Source organism: Klebsiella sp. HMSC16A12 (assembly GCF_001808265.1).
Taxonomy (GTDB): Bacteria; Pseudomonadota; Gammaproteobacteria; order Enterobacterales; family Enterobacteriaceae; genus Klebsiella; species Klebsiella pneumoniae.
Genome location: NZ_KV792541.1, coordinates 1 through 17966, shown reverse-complemented (window position 1 = coordinate 17966; position 17966 = coordinate 1). Strand labels below are relative to the sequence as shown.

The 17966-nt window shown below is 60.5% G+C and carries 19 protein-coding genes; 9 read left to right on the top strand and 10 right to left on the bottom strand.

Going from position 1 to position 17966, the window contains the following annotated elements:
* Nucleotides 1-234: 234 nt before the first annotated feature.
* From HMPREF3140_RS03140 to HMPREF3140_RS28570, 4 genes are all read right to left on the bottom strand, one after another.
* The gene (locus tag HMPREF3140_RS03140; protein WP_004147443.1) at nt 235-1188 is read right to left on the bottom strand and encodes an aldo/keto reductase; all 954 of its coding nucleotides are present in this window, start codon (nt 1186-1188) and stop codon (nt 235-237) included.
* Nucleotides 1189-1316: 128 nt separating this feature from the next.
* A complete protein-coding gene (locus tag HMPREF3140_RS03135) occupies nt 1317-2093 on the bottom strand; it encodes an ABC transporter substrate-binding protein (protein ID WP_002892707.1) in 777 nt (258 codons plus the stop codon).
* A gap of 19 nt (nt 2094-2112) precedes the next feature.
* Complete coding sequence (locus tag HMPREF3140_RS03130; RefSeq protein ID WP_004176999.1) at nt 2113-3291, bottom strand: M20 aminoacylase family protein; 1179 nt, start codon at nt 3289-3291, stop codon at nt 2113-2115.
* A 215-nt stretch (nt 3292-3506) separates the two neighbouring features.
* The gene (locus tag HMPREF3140_RS28570; protein ID WP_012737575.1) at nt 3507-3644 is read right to left on the bottom strand and encodes a hypothetical protein; all 138 of its coding nucleotides are present in this window, start codon (nt 3642-3644) and stop codon (nt 3507-3509) included.
* Between HMPREF3140_RS28570 and HMPREF3140_RS28565 the strand changes: the two genes are divergently transcribed.
* Nucleotides 3607-3732: a lipid-binding SYLF domain-containing protein gene (locus HMPREF3140_RS28565; RefSeq protein ID WP_014907953.1), complete on the top strand. Its 126-nt coding sequence runs from the start codon at nt 3607-3609 to the stop codon at nt 3730-3732. The genes HMPREF3140_RS28570 and HMPREF3140_RS28565 overlap by 38 nt on opposite strands.
* A 64-nt stretch (nt 3733-3796) precedes the next feature.
* Here the strand turns inward: HMPREF3140_RS28565 and HMPREF3140_RS03115 are convergent, their stop codons facing one another.
* Together HMPREF3140_RS03115 and HMPREF3140_RS03110 are read right to left on the bottom strand one after the other, a co-directional pair.
* Nucleotides 3797-4252 (bottom strand): RcnB family protein, encoded by a 456-nt coding sequence (locus tag HMPREF3140_RS03115; protein ID WP_002892701.1) that lies wholly within the window; start codon nt 4250-4252, stop codon nt 3797-3799.
* Nucleotides 4253-4420: 168 nt separating this feature from the next.
* On the bottom strand, nt 4421-4810 hold the full coding sequence (locus HMPREF3140_RS03110) for a hypothetical protein (RefSeq protein WP_002892699.1): 390 nt from the start codon (nt 4808-4810) through the stop codon (nt 4421-4423).
* 271 nt (nt 4811-5081) lie between these two features.
* On the opposite strand from HMPREF3140_RS03110, the gene HMPREF3140_RS03100 reads away from it, so the two are divergent.
* From HMPREF3140_RS03100 to HMPREF3140_RS03090, 3 genes are read left to right on the top strand one after another with little or no spacing between them, the layout of a single operon-like run.
* Entirely contained in the window at nt 5082-6200 is a 1119-nt protein-coding gene (locus tag HMPREF3140_RS03100; RefSeq protein ID WP_023279765.1) for an ABC transporter substrate-binding protein, read from the top strand.
* A 60-nt stretch (nt 6201-6260) separates the two neighbouring features.
* Entirely contained in the window at nt 6261-7289 is a 1029-nt protein-coding gene (locus HMPREF3140_RS03095) for a FecCD family ABC transporter permease (RefSeq protein WP_072159394.1), read from the top strand.
* Entirely contained in the window at nt 7286-8083 is a 798-nt protein-coding gene (locus HMPREF3140_RS03090; protein WP_002892698.1) for an ABC transporter ATP-binding protein, read from the top strand. The genes HMPREF3140_RS03095 and HMPREF3140_RS03090 overlap by 4 nt, the downstream gene beginning before the upstream one ends.
* 40 nt (nt 8084-8123) lie before the next feature.
* Here the strand turns inward: HMPREF3140_RS03090 and HMPREF3140_RS03085 are convergent, their stop codons facing one another.
* From HMPREF3140_RS03085 to HMPREF3140_RS03075, 3 genes are all read right to left on the bottom strand, one after another.
* Nucleotides 8124-9266 (bottom strand): HlyD family secretion protein, encoded by a 1143-nt coding sequence (locus tag HMPREF3140_RS03085; protein ID WP_032410963.1) that lies wholly within the window; start codon nt 9264-9266, stop codon nt 8124-8126.
* Nucleotides 9266-9610, bottom strand: coding sequence for a DUF3302 domain-containing protein (locus tag HMPREF3140_RS03080; RefSeq protein WP_002892695.1), 345 nt, complete (start codon nt 9608-9610; stop codon nt 9266-9268). Before HMPREF3140_RS03080 ends, HMPREF3140_RS03085 begins: the two co-directional genes overlap by 1 nt.
* A 135-nt stretch (nt 9611-9745) precedes the next feature.
* Entirely contained in the window at nt 9746-10387 is a 642-nt protein-coding gene (locus HMPREF3140_RS03075; RefSeq protein ID WP_004151802.1) for a helix-turn-helix domain-containing protein, read from the bottom strand.
* A gap of 238 nt (nt 10388-10625) precedes the next feature.
* Between HMPREF3140_RS03075 and HMPREF3140_RS03065 the strand changes: the two genes are divergently transcribed.
* The 5 genes from HMPREF3140_RS03065 to HMPREF3140_RS03045 all read left to right on the top strand — a co-directional run bounded on the left by HMPREF3140_RS03065 (nt 10626) and on the right by HMPREF3140_RS03045 (nt 17140).
* Entirely contained in the window at nt 10626-11549 is a 924-nt protein-coding gene (locus HMPREF3140_RS03065) for an aminoimidazole riboside kinase (RefSeq protein WP_032410962.1), read from the top strand.
* A gap of 164 nt (nt 11550-11713) precedes the next feature.
* A complete protein-coding gene (locus HMPREF3140_RS03060; RefSeq protein WP_004147437.1) occupies nt 11714-13231 on the top strand; it encodes a carbohydrate porin in 1518 nt (505 codons plus the stop codon).
* 104 nt (nt 13232-13335) lie between these two features.
* Nucleotides 13336-14706, top strand: coding sequence for a sucrose-specific PTS transporter subunit IIBC (locus HMPREF3140_RS03055; protein WP_002892640.1), 1371 nt, complete (start codon nt 13336-13338; stop codon nt 14704-14706).
* A complete protein-coding gene (locus HMPREF3140_RS03050) occupies nt 14706-16106 on the top strand; it encodes a sucrose-6-phosphate hydrolase (RefSeq protein ID WP_023284808.1) in 1401 nt (466 codons plus the stop codon). Before HMPREF3140_RS03055 ends, HMPREF3140_RS03050 begins: the two co-directional genes overlap by 1 nt.
* Nucleotides 16107-16129: 23 nt before the next feature.
* Nucleotides 16130-17140 (top strand): LacI family DNA-binding transcriptional regulator, encoded by a 1011-nt coding sequence (locus HMPREF3140_RS03045; RefSeq protein WP_014907957.1) that lies wholly within the window; start codon nt 16130-16132, stop codon nt 17138-17140.
* Between the two features lie 47 nt (nt 17141-17187).
* Here HMPREF3140_RS03045 and HMPREF3140_RS03040 read toward each other — a convergent pair whose 3' ends face one another.
* Nucleotides 17188-17796 carry a hypothetical protein gene (locus tag HMPREF3140_RS03040; RefSeq protein WP_004151798.1) on the bottom strand — a complete coding sequence of 203 codons (609 nt, stop codon included), beginning with the start codon at nt 17794-17796 and terminating at the stop codon, nt 17188-17190.
* Nucleotides 17797-17966 lie beyond the last annotated feature (170 nt).

Below are 17966 nucleotides of genomic sequence, written 5' to 3'. Positions count from 1 at the left end.
ACTGGCCGCCCCCTGTGCGCTCCCTGCACCATGACTGCCATAACGCAGACAATTAACCGGGAGCGCAATCGGCCCGGAAGTAACATAGAAGCTGTAGCCCTGCTAAGCGCAGCGCGAACAGGGACATTTCCGGTTGCGCCGTTATTTTGCCGGGTGGCGGCTGGCGCCTTACCCGGCCTACGGTCCGCGTCATGTTTAGCCTTCCCCCTCTCCCCGCCGGGAAGAGGGATTGCCTCAGGCGCTGGCGCCGTCCAGCCGCGCCACTTGCTCCGCGCTCAGGCTCAGCGCCGCCGCGCGGGCAAAACTCTCCACCTGAGCCACGCTGGTGGCGCTGGCGATCGGCGCGGTCACCCCTTCGCGGCCGATCAGCCACGCCAGGGCAACCTCAGCCGGCTTCGCGCCCTGCTCGTCCGCGACCGCCGCCAGGGTATCGATAATCCGCATGCCGCGCGGATTCAGGTACTTACCAATCCCGCTTCCGCGCTGGCTCTGTGTCAGATCCGACGGCTGGCGGTACTTACCGGTTAAGAACCCCGAGGCCAGGCTGTAGTAGGTCACCACCCCGATATCGCGGCTGACGCAGAGATCGCACAGCGCGCCTTCAAACGCAGAGCGGTGGTAGAGGTTATATTCCGGCTGCAGCACCTGCCACGCAGGCAAGCCGCCCTTACGCGCCACCTCCAGCGCCCCCGCCAGCTGCATCGCATCGAGGTTAGAGGCCCCCATCGCGCGGATTTTTCCGGCCTGCTGCAGGCTGTGGAAGGCCTCCAGCGTTTCCGCCACCGGGGTTTGCGGATCCGGCCAGTGGGAGAAGTAGAGGTCGATATAATCGGTATTCAGGCGACGCAGAGAGTCGTCAACCGCCTGTTGGATCCAGGCTTTGCTGAGCCCTTTATGGCCGGGGAGGCCGAGATCGGAGCCGACTTTGGTGAAAATTTTGACTTTATCACGCATGCCGGGGCGCGCCTGTAGCCAGCGGCCGATTATGGTTTCAGATTCGCCGCCCTGGTTGCCCTCCGCCCAGCGGGAATAAACATCCGCCGTATCGATAGCGTCAAAACCGTGGTCAACGAAAGCATCAAGAAGAGCAAAACTGGTTTTTTCATCGATGGTCCAGCCAAAGACGTTGCCGCCAAAGACTAATGGGGCGATGGAAAATCCGGTTTTGCCCAAAGGACGTGTCATCATGCCGAGTACTCCTTAGCTTATATTCTGCTTCCCTCAGGTAACCACAGGGGTCAGGAGAGGAGGTCGATTGGATAATCAGAAAAGGAATCTTACGGCGGGCGCTCCACGCCCGCAGGTACACTCTGACATTATGTCCCGGAATAAACATCAAAGCTAAAATATTTGCCAGCTAATTTTTTATAGGTGCCGTCGGCAAGAATCTTCGCAATCGCGCCGTTAATTTCCTGACGCAGCGCCTCATCGTCTTTACGCAAACCTATCGCCGCCCCGGCGCCAAACAGCGTATCGTCCTGCAGATGGCCGCCGACAAAGGCGAATTCCTTACCCTGCGGCTGCTGCAGGAAGCTGTAGTCGGCCATCATCCCGGAGAGCACCGCGCCGTCGATGCGCCCCGACTCCAGGTCACGCACCACGCTATCGGCCCCCTGGTAGGCCACAATGTTTATCCCCTGCGGCCGCCAGTGCTGGTTAACATACGTCTCCTGCGCCGAGCCCTGCTCCACGCCGATGGTTTTGCCCTTCAGCTGTTCCGGCGTATTGCCTTGCAGGGTATTTTTACGCGCCACGAGGAACACCGGCCCGTTATACAACTTGTCGCTAAAGGCAATCTGCGCTTTGCGCTTCTCGGTCATGTACATCCCGGAAAGGATCGCGTCGAATTTACGCGCCTTCAGCGCCGGGATAATGCCGTCGAAATTGCTTTCCACCCACACGCATTTCGCCTGCAGCTGCTGACAAATGGCGTTGCCTAAATCGATATCAAACCCCGCCAGCTTGCCCTGCGGATCTTTCCATTCAAACGGCGCGAAAGTCGGGTCGACGCCGAAGCGGATCTCCTTTCCCCCTTCGGCCAGCGCCGACGTCGACGCCATTAATGCCAGCCATAGCAACAGTGATTTTTTCATTCGCGTTCTTCTCCAGAGATTAGCGACAGTGTTTTTCCACCAGACGGGCGAACAGCGTCGCGCCGATGGTGATAATGTCATCGTTAAAGTCGTAGCCGGGGTTGTGCACCATGCAACCGCCCTTCTCCCCTTTCTCGCCATTGCCGAGCAGGAAGTAGCTGCCCGGGCGTTCACGCAGCATAAAAGCGAAATCCTCGCTGGCGTTCATCGGCGAGACCGACTCCAGGACCCCTTCGCGGCCAAACACCTCCAGCGCCAGCGCCCGGGCGAAATCGGTCTCTTCAGGACTGTTGGTTAATACCGGATAGGAGTCGTAAACCTCCACTACGCTGCTGGCGCCATAGCTTTTGGCGGTAAAGTCAGCGAGCTCGTGAATACGCTTGATCAGCAGGTCGCGGATTTCCGGCTTCATCGCCCGCACGCTCAGCTCCATCACCGCGCTCTCCGGAATGACGTTGGAGGCGATACCGGCCTGGAAGGTGCCGACGCTGACCACTGCCGTTTCTCCCGGCGGCACGTTGCGCGCCACAATGCTCTGCAGGGCCATCACCAGCGCCGCACCGGCGACGATCGGGTCGACGGTGCGCTCGGGGTGGGCGCCGTGGCCGCCGTAGCCGGTAATCGTGATTTTGACGGTGTCCGCCGAGGCCATGAAGTTGCCGGCGTAGAAGCCCAGCTTGCCTACAGGCAGGCCTGGCATGTTGTGCAAGCCAAAGATGCGTTCGCAGGGAAACTGCTCGAACAGGCCGTCTTTAATCATTAAATCCGCGCCGCCGATAGCCTCTTCCGCCGGCTGAAAAATCAGATGCACCGTGCCGTTGAACTGACAGGCCGGCGAGGCGATATATTTCGCCGCCGCCAGCAGAATGGTGGTGTGACCGTCATGGCCGCAGGCGTGCATTTTTCCTGGCGCCGTGCTGGCCCAGGGTAAACCGGTGGTTTCCTCGATCGGCAGGGCATCCATATCGGCGCGTAGGCCGATGGTGCGCGGAGAATCGCCTTTGCTCAGGCTGCCGACCACGCCGGTCTTGCCGAGACCGCGCGTCACCTGATAGCCCCACTCCGTCAGCTTGCTGGCGACCAGTTCGCTGGTATTAAACTCTTCAAGACTTAATTCCGGATTGGCATGTAAATAATGACGGATAGAAATCATTTCCGCTTCCGTCGCTTTAATTTCTGGAATTACATAATCACTCATGCCGCTCTCCGGGAAATAAATTAAGGACTTATCACGGTATCGCGATGAAAAGTTTATGCAAGCAGCATTTCTAATACCTGGAATCGACGCATCTTATTTAATAATCCACTCACCACAGCGCAATGAATAATTAAAATAGTGCAATCAAAAAATAAAAGTTTATTTTTTTGAGAATTTCCCGTTATTTACCCTACCGTGCACGGCCACATCCAGCGTTATATAAAATAAACGGGCAGGCAATTACAGAGGCTTTTCCTTCTCGCAATCGTTGCGCTGGCGGGCTGCAGCGCGCCGATCGCCGCCGCTTCCAGCGGCGTGGCGTCAGATACCGCCTCGTTGCTCTCGAAGGTCAACGTTTATCATCTGACCGAAAAAGGGCTGGCCGCCCAGGCAACGATCAATGGTTATAAATACTGGCCGGATGCTGCGCTGGATCCGTAGCTTTCCGCAAGTGCGCCATCGCCGGATCAGGCTTTTCCTGACCCGGCGTCGCGGAGCAGCGCATTTAGTGGCCGAGGGCGCCGCTCACCAGAATCGAGGTGATGATCCCGGTCGCCGCGGCGATCAGCACATAGTTACCGTCGATATAGGACCAGTGATGGCCTTCCGGCGGGGGCGGCAGGCCGCGGTCGCTCCAGTCGCGGACGCGATATTCATCGCCACGGAACGGCGCCGGAGCCGGGTGGCCTTTGCGGAAATCGTTCCCGCGCCAGGCGAAATGGTCCTGCTCATGACGTGCCAGATCGCGTTTGTCATGGCCGTCGCGATCCGGGCCACGCTGGTCATGGTCGCCCTGATGATGCGCGTCAGGTCCGCCCTGCGGTGCATGCCCGTCATGGTCCGGACCGTTCTGCCACACCGTGGGTTGCCCCGGACGATGGCCGTCGTTCGGGCCATCGGCAAAGGCCGGGACGCTCAGCACACAGGATAAAATTACTGCCAGAGAAATCATCTTTTTCATGGTACACCTCCTGATTCAGCTCCTTTGTACCGGGCAAATGTGAAGAAAGAGTGAGTAACTGGTTAACCAGGACGATTCCTGGCATCGGCTGTCGGGAAGAGGTTGTGCTGATGGCGGGGCAATAAAAAAGGCCGCTTTCGCGACCTTTATTCAGACAGGTGAAAGGACTTATTCAGTCACTTTATTTTTTAACTCTTCGGCGCCGGTTTTGGTTTTATCCCAGCCCTTTTCCGCACCGGATTTGGTGGCGTTCCAGCCTTTTTCACTGACCTCTTTGGTCTTATCCCACCCCTTCTCGGTGCCTTCTTTGGTCTTGTTCCAGGTTTTCTGCGCGCCTTCGCTCACCTGGCTGCCGACGCTGTCCTGCTTGCCTTCGGCGGCGTGTTTCGCCTTCAGCTGCTGCTCTTCGCCCTCGTGCTGGGCCTGATGCAGCTTCTCTTTAGCGGTGTTGGCGTTGGCATTCGCCGCCGCGACGGTATCATCTGTTGCATGTGTTGTCGCAGCAAAAACCGGAGCCGCAACCAGAATAGCCGATAACGCAATCATTGCTTTTTTCATAATATCCTCTCTCACGTGTCGTGTTATGAGTCGCATTCAGGATGGCACAACGAACCGGGGATGACATTAGGAATTAGCCTGAAAAACGTCTTCGACCTCCAGCCTTGGCAGAAAATGCTGCCGCCTCGCGCGCCCTGTCGGCGTTGGCATAATTTCCAACATGTTTGTTACATTTTATGAAATTTGCCCTTGATATACTTGCCGTTGACGTTTACTCGAGAATAATTCTCAGAATCATTATATTTATAAATTGGCAAACGGAACTCATTTTATGGCAAGAAAATCAGTAAGATCGCTGTTACTTACTGCGCTGCTCGCGACGCCCCTCCTCAGCTATGCAACCCAATATCCCCTGACGGTCACGGACCTTGACGGCCGGCAGGTCACCCTCGCCAAAGAGCCGCAGCGTATTATTTTGCAGGATGGTCGCGACATTATGACCCTCGCCCTGCTGGACCGGGACAATCCGTTTAAACGGCTGGTGGCATGGAATAATCTGGCGAAAAAGCAGGATGTTGCCACCTGGCAGATGCTGAAAACGACGTGGCCGCAGTCGGCCACGATCCTTGACATGGGCTTCAGCGATAAAGGGAACGTCGATCTTGAAAGCGTCATCGCCCGTCAGCCGGATCTGATGATCGCCCAGCTGCGCGCCAGGCCAGCGCTGATGGAGAGCGGCGTCATCGACAAGCTCAGCGCCCTGCACGTTCCGGTGCTGTTTGTCGACTATGAGATCGACCCGGCGAAAGATACCGCCCCCAGCATCGACCTGCTGGGCAAAGTCCTTAACCGCGAGAGCCAGGCCAAAGCCTTTACCGATTACTATCGTCAGCAGCTGCAGTCGATTCGCCAGAAGACCGCGACCATCACGCCGAAGGCCAACGTCTTCGTGGAAGCGCTGGCCGGCAACAGCGACGCCTGCTGCTTTACCCACGCCCACAGCGGCTGGGGCGGGCTGGTGGAGGCGGTCGGGGCGAACAATATCGGTTCGCAGCTGCTGCCGGGCGCCTCCGGGTTCGTTTCGCTGGAGAAAATCATCAGCATGAAGCCCGACGCCTGGATCATGACCGGCTCGAAGCGCGGCAACAGCCAGGTGCTGCCCCTGGGTTATGCGGTTAAGCCAGAGGCGGTGAAGGCCCAGGCGCAGACGCTGCTGGCGCGACCTGGGGTCAGCCAGATCCCGGCGGTACAGGAAAAGCGGGCCTATGGCGTTTATCACCACTTCTATAACCACCCGTGGAATATTGTCGGCATGGAATACCTGGCGAAAGATATCTACCCGCAGGCTTTCGGCGATCTCAACCCGGATGAGACGTACCATTATATCGTGCGCCATTTCACCGACCTGCCGGACCAGCCGTTCGTCTTCTCCTGGCAGCAGAGCGAGTAATCCGGCATGCGTTTAACCTCCGACTCCGTGCTCGACGGGCTGCCCGCCGGGACCTCTGGCGTGATGAATGATTATCGCCGTATCGTGCGTCGCCGTCTGCTGCTGATCCTCCTGCTGGCGCTGTTGATTGTCGCGTCGCTGCTGCTCGATTTTATGCTCGGCCCCTCCGGTCTGCCGCTGCAGAACCTGTGGCAGACGTTAACCGATCCGGCCAGCGCCGATCCGGGCACGCGCGCCATCGTCTGGGATATCCGTCTGCCCTATGCGGTGATGGCGATTATCGTCGGTCTGGCGCTGGGACTGGCCGGCGCCGAAATGCAGACCATCCTCAATAACCCGCTGGCCAGCCCGTTTACCCTCGGCGTCTCCTCGGCTGCGGCGTTTGGCGCCGCGCTGGCGATTGTGCTCGGTATTGGCCTGCCCGGTATTCCCGGCCAGTGGTTTATCTCGGCCAACGCCTTTATCTTCGCCCTGCTGGCTGCCCTGCTGCTGGACGGCATCACCCGCTGGACCCAGGTGGCCACCTCCGGCGTCATTCTGTTCGGCATCGCGCTGGTCTTTACCTTTAACGCTCTGGTCTCGATGCTGCAGTTCATCGCCAACGAAGACACGCTGCAGGGGCTGGTGTTCTGGACCATGGGCAGCATCGATCGCGCCTCCTGGAGCAAAGTCGCCATCCTGTTGGTCGCCCTGGCGCTGGTGATGCCCCTGTCGCTGCGCAGCGCGTGGAAGCTGACCGCCCTGCGGTTGGGCGAGGACCGGGCCATCAGCTTTGGCATTAACGTTCGCCGTCTGCGCCTGACCACGCTGCTGCGGATCAGCATTCTGTCGGCGCTTTCGGTGGCCTTTGTCGGGCCAATCGGCTTTATCGGCCTGGTGGCGCCGCATATTGCGCGGATGCTCTTCGGCGAAGACCATCGCTTTTACCTGCCCGCCAGCGCGCTGATCGGCGCCCTGGTGCTCTCCCTGGCCTCCATCGCCTCGAAAAACCTGATCCCCGGGGCCATTATTCCGGTGGGGATCGTCACTTCCCTGGTCGGGGTCCCGTTCTTTTTGAGCATCATTTTACGTCATCGGGGGCAGGTATGAGCGACCAGACATTATCCGGGCTGTCGCTGTCTCACTTCAGCGCCGGCTACCCCAGACGCAAGGTGATCGAGAACCTGACGGTTCCCCATCTGCCGCGAGGGAAAATCACCGCGCTGCTGGGGCCAAACGGCAGCGGTAAATCAACGTTAATGCGGGCGATGGCGGGTCTGGGCCCCTGCCGCGGCGAGCTGCTGCTGGAGGGGGAAAATCTGCTGACGCAGCCGTTCTCACGTCGCGCAGAGCAGGTGGTCTATCTTCCGCAGACGCTACCCGCCGGCGTGCATCTGCATGTGCTGGAGTCGATAATCGTTGCCCAGCGCGCCGCCGGAGGACGCCACAGTCCGCAGCGCCAGGAGGAAGTGATGGCGCTGCTGCGACAGCTGGGGATTGCCCATCTGGCGATGAGCTACCTCGATCAGCTCTCCGGCGGGCAAAAGCAGCTGGTGGGTCTCGCCCAGTCGCTGATCCGCCAGCCGCGCCTGCTGCTGCTCGACGAACCGCTCAGCGCCCTTGACCTCAACTACCAGTTTCACGTGATGGATCTGGTGCGCCGGGAGACCCGGCGGCGCAACATCGTGACCCTGGTGGTGGTGCACGACATCAATATTGCCCTGCGTCACGCCGACCACGTGCTGATGCTCAAGGCGGGCCAGCTGCTCGGCGACGGCACCCCGGCCGCGGTCATCACCCCCGAGACTCTGGCGGCCGTCTATGGGGTGCGCGGGCGTATTGAACCCTGTTCGCAGGGGGTGCGGCAGGTGATTATTGACGGCCTGGTGGACAGCGAGGCCTGACCGCGGCGCGGGGCGGTTCGTCCGCCCCGCGCCCGCCGGCTTAGTGATCGAGATAGATATAGTTTTCCCAGCTTTTCATACGGATCAGGATCTTCCTGATCAGCGACAGCTCTTTCAGATGATCCGAGTAGACCGCCGCCTCGAGGGTAGCCCCCTGCGGCAGAGCGTATTCGGCAAATCGCGGATCGGTCACCTTCAGCACCACCAGCGCCCGGCCATGGGTATTGAGCGCGTCTGTGGTCAGCAATTTGCCCTGCCCCTGGAACTGGCTCTCGCCAATCGCCGGCAGCACGTCGGCCACTTCTCCGCGAAAGACGGTGCCCGGGATAGCCGGAAACATCAGCTCCGCGGGCTCGCCTTTGTGCAGACGCTGCAGGGCGTTCTGGCGAAATGCCGCGACGTACTCCCGCGAGGCGGCGCCCTCCACCGGCACAAAGGTCATCAGCGGGATCATCCCCAGCGCAGTGGACATGGTGCCCGGCCGTAAGCCGACGGTACTGACATAGCCATCCTCCGGGGCGCGGACGACGGTGTTCTCCAGCTGAAACTGCGCCTTTTGCAGCTGCGCCAGCAGGGAGGCCACGGTGGTGTTTTTGCCCTTCACCACCGAGTCCAGCGCATTACGCGCCTGAACCACCTTCGCCTGAGCCGCGCTGACGCTGGCTTCATCGGCTTTCCACGTCTGCAGACGGGTATCAACCATTTGATCGGAGAAGGCGCCCTGGGCATGGCCCTCCCGATAGCGGGCATACTCCCGCCGCGACTGGTCGCGCTGGGCCACCGCACGGCTCAGCTCGGCCTGCGCCTGGCTTAACGCCGCGTTTAAGGAGAGCGCATCCTGACTGGCTGCTTTTATCTGCGCCTGCAGATCGTCCACTTTCGCCTGGAACGGCGTCGGGTCGAGGGTAAACAGCACATCGCCCTTATGCAGCATCTGGTTAGGCTTCACCGGTACGCTCTGCACCCGGCCGCGTACCTGCGACACAATCGGCACGGTGCGAAACACCTGGTTACCGACGTCGGTATAAGGGAAGTTGTAGTTCATCCCGAAGATCACCGTGCCAATCAGGGCGATACCGCCGAGCACCGCCGTCGGCACGGTCCACTTATTGAGCGGGATGCGAAAAACTTTAAACACCACGATGCATAGCGCGGCGTAGGTCAGCAACATTAACGTTTCCATTATTTTGCCTCCTTCGCTTTCAGAACGTCCACCTCGCGCTGGACCTGTTCCAGCTGCTGGACCACCGTTTCCAGACGCTGATGCAGCGCCTGCTGCTCGTCGGCAATGTGGCGCATCCCCCATCCGCGGTCTTCGCGCCACAGCGTCGCCCAGATCCATAACAAGGGCCACAGCGCGTGGAGGGTAAATAAGCTGACCCAACCGGCATAATGAATCGCATCCTGATGAGGATGACGCCGCTCTTTGGCGATTTCATAAGGAATATCGTGAATAACAATCACGCCATAAAAAAGTATTAAGGCCACGGCGATCAGAATGGCCAGCGCCACATAGTCCAGGGTCATAAAATAACTCCAGAGTGCAAGGTTAAATAAATAAAACAGCTAGATTCAGGCGTAACGGGGCCGGGGGAAAAAGCGCGCTTAGCGCTTTCCCTGGCGGTAATAGCAACGTGATGGCGTGAATCTGCCGAATCGGATTTAGAATTTCTCAGGAATATGACGGTCGATGGAGATCAGCTTGCCTTTTTTCACCGTGATATATCCCCCCTCGCGCAGCGCGGCCAGCACCTGGTACACATAGCTGCGCGAGAGATTGGTTCGTTTAATAATAAATGCCGACAGGCTCTCATGCTGACCCCCATCAATTTCGCCGCGATATAAATAGCGCGACAGCATCGATTTAATGGTCTGAAAGCTGGTCTGGCTGCCGCGTTCATAGTGGGCATCAAGGGCAAATATGCCCATATAGGCCAGGATCGTGGTCAGCTCTTGCATATAGCCCGGCGACGAATGAAAGAATATTCGCTCAAAATCGCTGGCGGTTATTTTCGCCAGCTGGCACTCGCCCAGACACTGATAATAGAGCGCGACCGACGGACAATAATGTTCCAGTAATCCTAACGGCATATGCGCGATAACAATCCCGACCAGGTTCTGCTCATCGCCAAAGGCCAATGTCATTTGCCCCTGCAGCAGAAAGTAGAGATAGCCCGGCTGCGGAATAAAGCCCTGGTCTTTGCCCAAACTCAGCGTTTCACTGCAGGCGATCACCGCCGGCAGATGCGTAGTCAGCGTCAGCTTCTGGTACCGATCGTAAATATCGCCAAAACTGGGGTTCATCGCGCTACGCACTCCTTTACCTTTGGCCACCGCGGCGGGGCTAACCGCGACCTGTTGAACTATACCTAAGCGGGTGGGGAAGGAAAAGTCCAGATCTGGAGTGGCGAAATATTCCGCCTGGCTCACATTTTTTACCCTCGCCTCCCTGTTTCGTGACCCAATCGTTCCGCTTACCGGTGGGCTGTGCTTTAATGAGCTAAACCGGTTTAATAAAGTTTAGCTTAGAGGAGCTTGTCGTATGAATGGAAAAATCTGGGTACTCGGCGATGCGGTCGTCGATCTCCTGCCCGATGGAGAGGGCCGCCTGCTGCAATGCCCCGGCGGCGCGCCGGCCAACGTGGCGGTCGGCGTGGCGCGGCTCGGCGGTGACAGCGGGTTTATCGGCCGCGTCGGCGACGATCCCTTCGGCCGTTTTATGCGTCACACCCTGGCGCAGGAGCAGGTGGATGTGAACTACATGCGCCTCGATGCGGCGCAGCGCACCTCCACGGTGGTGGTCGATCTCGATAGCCACGGGGAGCGCACCTTTACCTTTATGGTCCGTCCGAGCGCCGACCTGTTCCTTCAGCCCGAGGATCTCCCGCCGTTTGCCGCCGGTCAGTGGCTGCACGTCTGCTCCATCGCTCTCAGCGCGGAGCCGAGCCGCAGCACGACATTCGCGGCGATGGAGGCGATAAAGCGCGCCGGGGGCTATGTCAGCTTCGACCCCAATATCCGCAGCGACCTGTGGCAGGATGCGCAGGACCTTCGCGACTGTCTCGACCGGGCGCTGGCCCTCGCCGACGCCATAAAACTTTCGGAAGAGGAGCTGGCGTTTATCAGCGGCAGCGACGACATCGTCAGCGGCATCGCCCGGCTGAACGCCCGCTTCCAGCCGACGCTACTGCTGGTGACCCAGGGTAAAGCGGGGGTCCAGGCCGCCCTGCGCGGGCAGGTTAGCCACTTCCCTGCCCGCCCGGTGGTGGCCGTCGATACCACCGGCGCCGGCGATGCCTTTGTCGCCGGGCTACTCGCCGGCCTCGCCGCCCACGGTATCCCGGACAACCTCGCAGCCCTGGCTCCCGACCTCGCGCTGGCGCAAACCTGCGGCGCGCTGGCCACCACCGCCAAAGGCGCCATGACCGCCCTGCCCTACAAGGACGATCTTCAGCGCTCGCTGTGATCCCCTTGGGCCGGTTAACGGCCCACTTTGCTGGCGACATCACAATTCTTAAACCGGTTTAGCAATTTTTATTTTCACCGCGTTACCGACATGTTTACCATATCAACTAAACCGGTTTAGCAAACATTAGCACACTCACTGATTTACCTTTGGATGTCACCAACATGTATAAAAAACGGAAGTTAGCCATTCTTATTGCTTTGCTAACCGGCACCGCCGCCGCCCATGGGCAGACAGACCTGAACAGCATTGAAGCGCGTCTCGCCGCCCTGGAAAAACGCCTGCAGGACGCCGAGACCCGCGCCAGCACTGCCGAAAGCCGCGCCGCCTCAGCGGAGCAGAAAGTTCAGCAGTTAACCCAGCAGCAGCAGCAAACCCAGGCCACCACCCAGCAGGTGGCCAGGCGCACCACTCAACTGGAAGAAAAAGCCGAACGGCCCGGCGGCTTTGAGTTCCACGGCTATGCGCGTTCCGGGGTGATCATGAACGACTCGGCCGCCAGTACCAAATCCGGCGCTTATATGACCCCCGCCGGGGAGACCGGCGGCGCCATTGGTCGCCTGGGCAACCAGGCCGACACCTATGTGGAAATGAACCTCGAACATAAACAGACCCTGGACAACGGGGCGACCACCCGTTTCAAAGTGATGGTGGCCGACGGACAGACCACCTATAACGACTGGACGGCAAGCAGCAGCGACCTGAACGTACGCCAGGCGTTCGTCGAGCTGGGCAACCTGCCGACCTTCGAAGGCCCGTTCAAAGGCTCGACCCTGTGGGCCGGGAAACGCTTTGACCGCGACAACTTCGACATCCACTGGATTGACTCGGATGTCGTGTTCCTCGCCGGGACCGGCGGCGGGATCTACGACGTGAAATGGAACGACAGCCTGCGCAGCAACTTCTCGTTATACGGCCGCAACTTTGGCGATATCGCCGACAGCAGCAACAGCGTGCAGAACTATATCGTCAGCATGAATAACTTTGCCGGCCCGGTGCAGATGATGGTCAGCGGGATGCGGGCGAAAGATAATGACGACCGCCAGGACGCGAACGGCAATCTGGTGAAAGGCGATGCCGCTAACACCGGGGTTCATGCCCTGCTGGGCCTGCACAATGAGAGCTTCTATGGCCTGCGCGACGGGACCAGCAAAACGGCCCTGCTGTACGGCCACGGGCTGGGCGCCGAGGTTAAAGGCATCGGCTCCGACGGCGCGCTGCGCCCGGGGGCCAATACCTGGCGCTTCGCCAGCTACGGCACCACGCCGCTGAGCGATCGCTGGTTTATTGCCCCGGCCGTGCTGGCGCAGAGCAGTAAAGATCGTTATGTCGATGGCGACAGCTATCAGTGGGCCACCCTCAACCTGCGTCTGATTCAGGAAGTGACGCAGAACTTCGCCCTCGCCTGGGAGGGCAGCTATCAGTACATGGATCTGCAGCCTGAAGGCTACAACGATCGCCATGCGGTCAATGGCAGCTTCTACAAGCTGACCTTCGCCCCGACCTTCAAGGTGGGCAGCATCGGCGACTTCTTCTCGCGGCCGGAGATCCGCTTCTATACATCGTGGATGGACTGGAGCAAAAAACTGGACAACTACGCCAACGATGACGCGTTAGGCAGCAACGGATTCAAATCGGGCGGCGAATGGTCGTTCGGTATGCAAATGGAGACCTGGTTCTGACGGCCACCGGGGCGACAGGGTAAATAACACATAAATATAAGGTTCGCGGCGCCTGCCACGGCTGGCGCCGCCCACGCCATATCATCATGCATTTAGAGGGTACTATGGATTTTGAACAGATTTCCCGCTCACTGCTTCCCCTGCTGGGCGGCAAGGAAAATATCGCCAGCGCCGCGCACTGCGCCACCCGCCTGCGGCTGGTGCTGGTCGACGACGCGCTCGCCGATCAGCAGGCGATTGGCAAAATCGACGGGGTGAAAGGCTGCTTTCGCAATGCCGGACAGATGCAGATCATCTTCGGCACCGGGGTGGTCAATAAAGTCTATGCCGCCTTTATCCAGGCCGCAGGCATCAGCGAATCGAGCAAATCCGAAGCCGCCGACCTGGCGGCGAAAAAGCTGAACCCGTTCCAGCGCATCGCCCGCCTGCTGTCCAACATCTTCGTGCCGATTATTCCGGCCATCGTCGCCTCCGGCCTGCTGATGGGCCTGCTGGGGATGGTGAAAACCTACGGTTGGGTCGACCCGAGCAACGCTCTCTATATCATGCTGGATATGTGCAGTTCGGCGGCGTTTATCATTCTGCCGATCCTGATCGGCTTTACCGCCGCCCGCGAATTTGGCGGTAACCCCTATCTGGGCGCGACCCTCGGCGGGATCCTCACCCATCCGGCGCTGACCAACGCCTGGGGCGTCGCCGCCGGCTTCCACACCATGAATTTCTTCGGCATCGAAGTGGCGATGATCGGCTACCAGGGCACCGTCTTCCCGGTGCTGCTGGCGGTGTGGTTTATGAGCATGGTCGAGAAGCGGCTGCGCCGCGTGATCCCTGACGCGCTGGACCTGATCCTCACGCCGTTCCTGACGGTGATTATCTCCGGCTTTATCGCCCTGCTGCTGATCGGCCCGGCCGGTCGCGCGCTCGGCGACGGCATTTCGTTTATCCTCAGCACGCTTATCAGCCATGCCGGCTGGCTGGCGGGCCTGCTGTTCGGCGGCCTCTATTCGGTGATCGTCATTACCGGTATCCATCACAGCTTCCATGCCATCGAGGCCGGACTGCTGGGCAACCCATCGATTGGCGTCAACTTCCTGCTGCCGATCTGGGCGATGGCCAACGTCGCCCAGGGCGGCGCCTGCTTTGCGGTGTGGTTTAAAACCAAAGATGCCAAAATAAAAGCCATCACCCTGCCGTCGGCGTTTTCGGCGATGCTGGGGATCACCGAGGCGGCAATCTTCGGGATTAACCTGCGCTTTGTGAAACCGTTCATCGCCGCGCTGGTGGGCGGTGCCGCCGGCGGCGCCTGGGTGGTGTCGATGCACGTCTACATGACCGCGGTGGGCCTGACGGCGATCCCGGGGATGGCTATCGTGCAGGCCAGCTCGCTGCTGAACTACATTATCGGAATGGCGATCGCCTTCGCCGTGGCCTTCGCGCTCTCTCTGACGCTGAAATACAAAACGGACGCTGAATAATGTCATTACCGTCACGCCTGCCTGCGATCCTGCAGGCCGTTATGCAGGGCCAGCCGCAGGCGCTGGCCGACAGCCATTATCCGCAATGGCATCTGGCGCCGGTCAACGGACTGCTGAACGATCCTAACGGCTTTTGCCAGGTCGCCGGGCGTTACCACCTGTTTTATCAGTGGAACCCGCTCGCCTGCGACCATACCTATAAGTGCTGGGGACACTGGAGCTCTGCCGATCTGCTGCACTGGCGGCACGAACCTATCGCCCTGATGCCGGATGAAGAGTATGACCGCAACGGCTGCTACTCTGGCAGCGCGGTCGAGTTCGAGGGCGCCCTGACTCTGTGCTACACCGGCAACGTGAAATTCCCCGACGGCGGGCGCACCGCCTGGCAATGTCTGGCGACCGAGAATGCCGATGGCACCTTCCGCAAGCTGGGGCCGGTGCTGCCGCTGCCAGAAGGCTATACCGGCCATGTGCGCGACCCTAAAGTGTGGCGGCAGGACGGGCGCTGGTACATGGTTCTTGGGGCGCAGGATGTGCAACAGCGCGGCAAAGTGCTGCTGTTTACCGCCAGCGACCTGCGGGAGTGGCGCCTGGTGGGCGAGATCGCCGGGCACGACGTGAACGGCCTGGCGAACGCCGGCTACATGTGGGAGTGCCCGGATCTCTTTCCGCTGGCGGACACCCACCTGCTGATCTGCTGCCCGCAGGGGCTGGCCCGCGAAGCGCAGCGCTTTCTCAATACCTATCCGGCGGTGTGGATGGCAGGCCGCTTCGACGCCGAACGCGGGATCTTCGACCACGGCCCGCTGCACGAGCTGGACAGCGGATTTGAGTTCTACGCGCCGCAGACCATGCAGGCCGACGATGGCCGCCGCCTGCTGGTCGGCTGGATGGGCGTCCCCGACGGGGACGAGATGCATCAGCCCACCCGCGCGCAGGGCTGGATCCATCAGATGACCTGCGTGCGTGAGCTGGAGTGGCAGGCTGGCACTCTGTATCAGCGTCCGCTGCGCGAGCTGGTCGCCCTGCGCGAGGAAGCCCAGGGCTGGCGCGGGCAGACCCTGCCCCTCGCCCCGATGGAGCTGGCCTTTGACATCGCCCCCAACAGCACGCTGGGGCTGGACTTTGCCGGCGCCCTGCAGCTCACCGTCAATCGCGACGGCCTACGTCTGTCGCGCCGCGGCCTGCAGACGGCGGAGATGCATCACCGCTACTGGCGCGGCGAGGCGCGACGCCTGCGGATCTTTATCGACCGCTCCAGCGTGGAGATTTTCATCAACGATGGCGAGGGGGTGATGAGCAGCCGCTTCTTTCCGGGCTATCCGGGGCAGCTCATCTTCAGCGGTGCGACGCCGGTGGCATTCTGCCGCTGGCTGCTGCGGCCATGCATGGTAGAATAAGCGTTTTGCTTTCAGGCTCCCGGGTGCTGATGAAAACCAAACGCGTAACTATCAAAGATATCGCCGAACTGGCGGGCGTCTCCAAAGCGACCGCCAGCCTGGTACTCAACGGTCGTGGTAAAGAGCTGCGCGTGGCGCAGGAGACGCGCGAGCGCGTACTGGCGATCGCTCGCGAACAGCACTATCAGCCGAGCATTCACGCGCGCTCGCTGCGCGATAACCGCAGCCATACCATTGGTCTGGTGGTGCCGGAGATCACCAACTACGGGTTTGCCGTTTTCTCCCACGAGCTTGAGACGCTCTGCCGGGAAGCCGGCGTGCAGCTGCTTATCTCCTGCACCGACGAAAACCCAGGTCAGGAGAGCGTGGTGGTCAATAACATGATCGCCCGCCAGGTCGATGGCCTGATTGTCGCCTCTTGTATGCACAGCGATGCCGACTATCAGAAGCTCAGCGAACAGCTGCCGGTGGTGCTGTTTGACCGCTCCCCCAGCGACAGCGCCCTGCCGCTGGTGATGACCGACTCGGTCACCCCAACGGCCGAGCTGATCTCCCGTATCGCGCCTCAGCATGCGGACGAGTTCTGGTTTCTCGGCGGCCAGCCGCGGCTGTCGCCGTCGCGCGACCGGCTGGCGGGGTTCACCCAGGGCCTGGCCCAGGCGGGGATCACGCTGCGCCCTGAGTGGGTGATCAACGGCAACTACCACCCCAGCTCCGGCTATGAGATGTTCGCGGCGCTCTGCGCGCGGCTGGGGCGTCCGCCGAAGGCGCTCTTCACCGCGGCCTGCGGGCTGCTCGAAGGGGTGCTGCGCTATATGAGCCAGCATCATCTGCTGGATTCCAATATTCATCTCGCCAGCTTCGACGATCACTATCTGTATGATTCGCTTTCCCTGCGCATTGATACCGTGCAGCAGGATAATCGCCAGCTGGCCTGGCACTGCTACGATCTGCTCAGCCAGCTGATCGACGGTCAGGCCCCGGAGCCGCTTCAGCGCTACCTGCCCGCCACCCTGCAGATTCGCCATCCCTGACGGCGCGGTTGGCAATTAGCGTTTTCGCCTGGCGCGCGCCGCCTGCCTCAGCGCCAGCAGCGCGCTGGCGAGCACCCGCCAAGGCCGATCGTTACCGGCCAGCGGTAAGCCACCAGCAACGAGGGCAATCCACCATCCGGCGCCAGCATCACCAGATTCCAGCCCGCCAGCCCCGCGTTGCCGTTCAGCGCCCGGCTTAACATCCTTTGATGCGGGGCGAATGGCTGAATGGTCTGGTAGTGGCTGCCGAACAGCGGGGGCTGCATCTCTCGCGGGAACTGCGCCTGCACTTGGGCCAGCACGCTGGCCGGCAGCGCGTGCGATGCCGCCAGCAGATGCCCGTCGCCATTCACCAGCAGCAGCTGATAATGCCGCTCCTGGGCGAGGGTCTGGAGAGCGGCGCGCATCGCCGCCAGCGGCCAGGTCGCTTCCCGCTGCGGCGCCGGAATGTTCATCCGCCGCTCAAGGCGTTCCGCCACCCACTGCGCATCCTCCTCCAGCTGGCGGATCTGCCTCTCACGGAAAACCTCTCTGGCCGGCAAATTCATGCCCCGACCGAGCGCCAGGATCGCCAGCCCCGCGAGCAGCGTGACGATAAGGCCCCTTTTTCCCGCTAGCCAGCGCGGCGAGAATTTGCCAAAGGATGGTGTATTCATACGACTCCAGAAACCGCAGGCCACGCGTGGCCCCTGACGAATGGACAACGGAAGTGGCGAAACTGTACAGGATGCGCAGCGCGGGCAAAACAGACAGGCGGAGCCTGGCGGGGAGTATTTTGTTTATTTCTGGACAGGACGGGCGGCAACGGCATCCTTCGCCGTTGCCG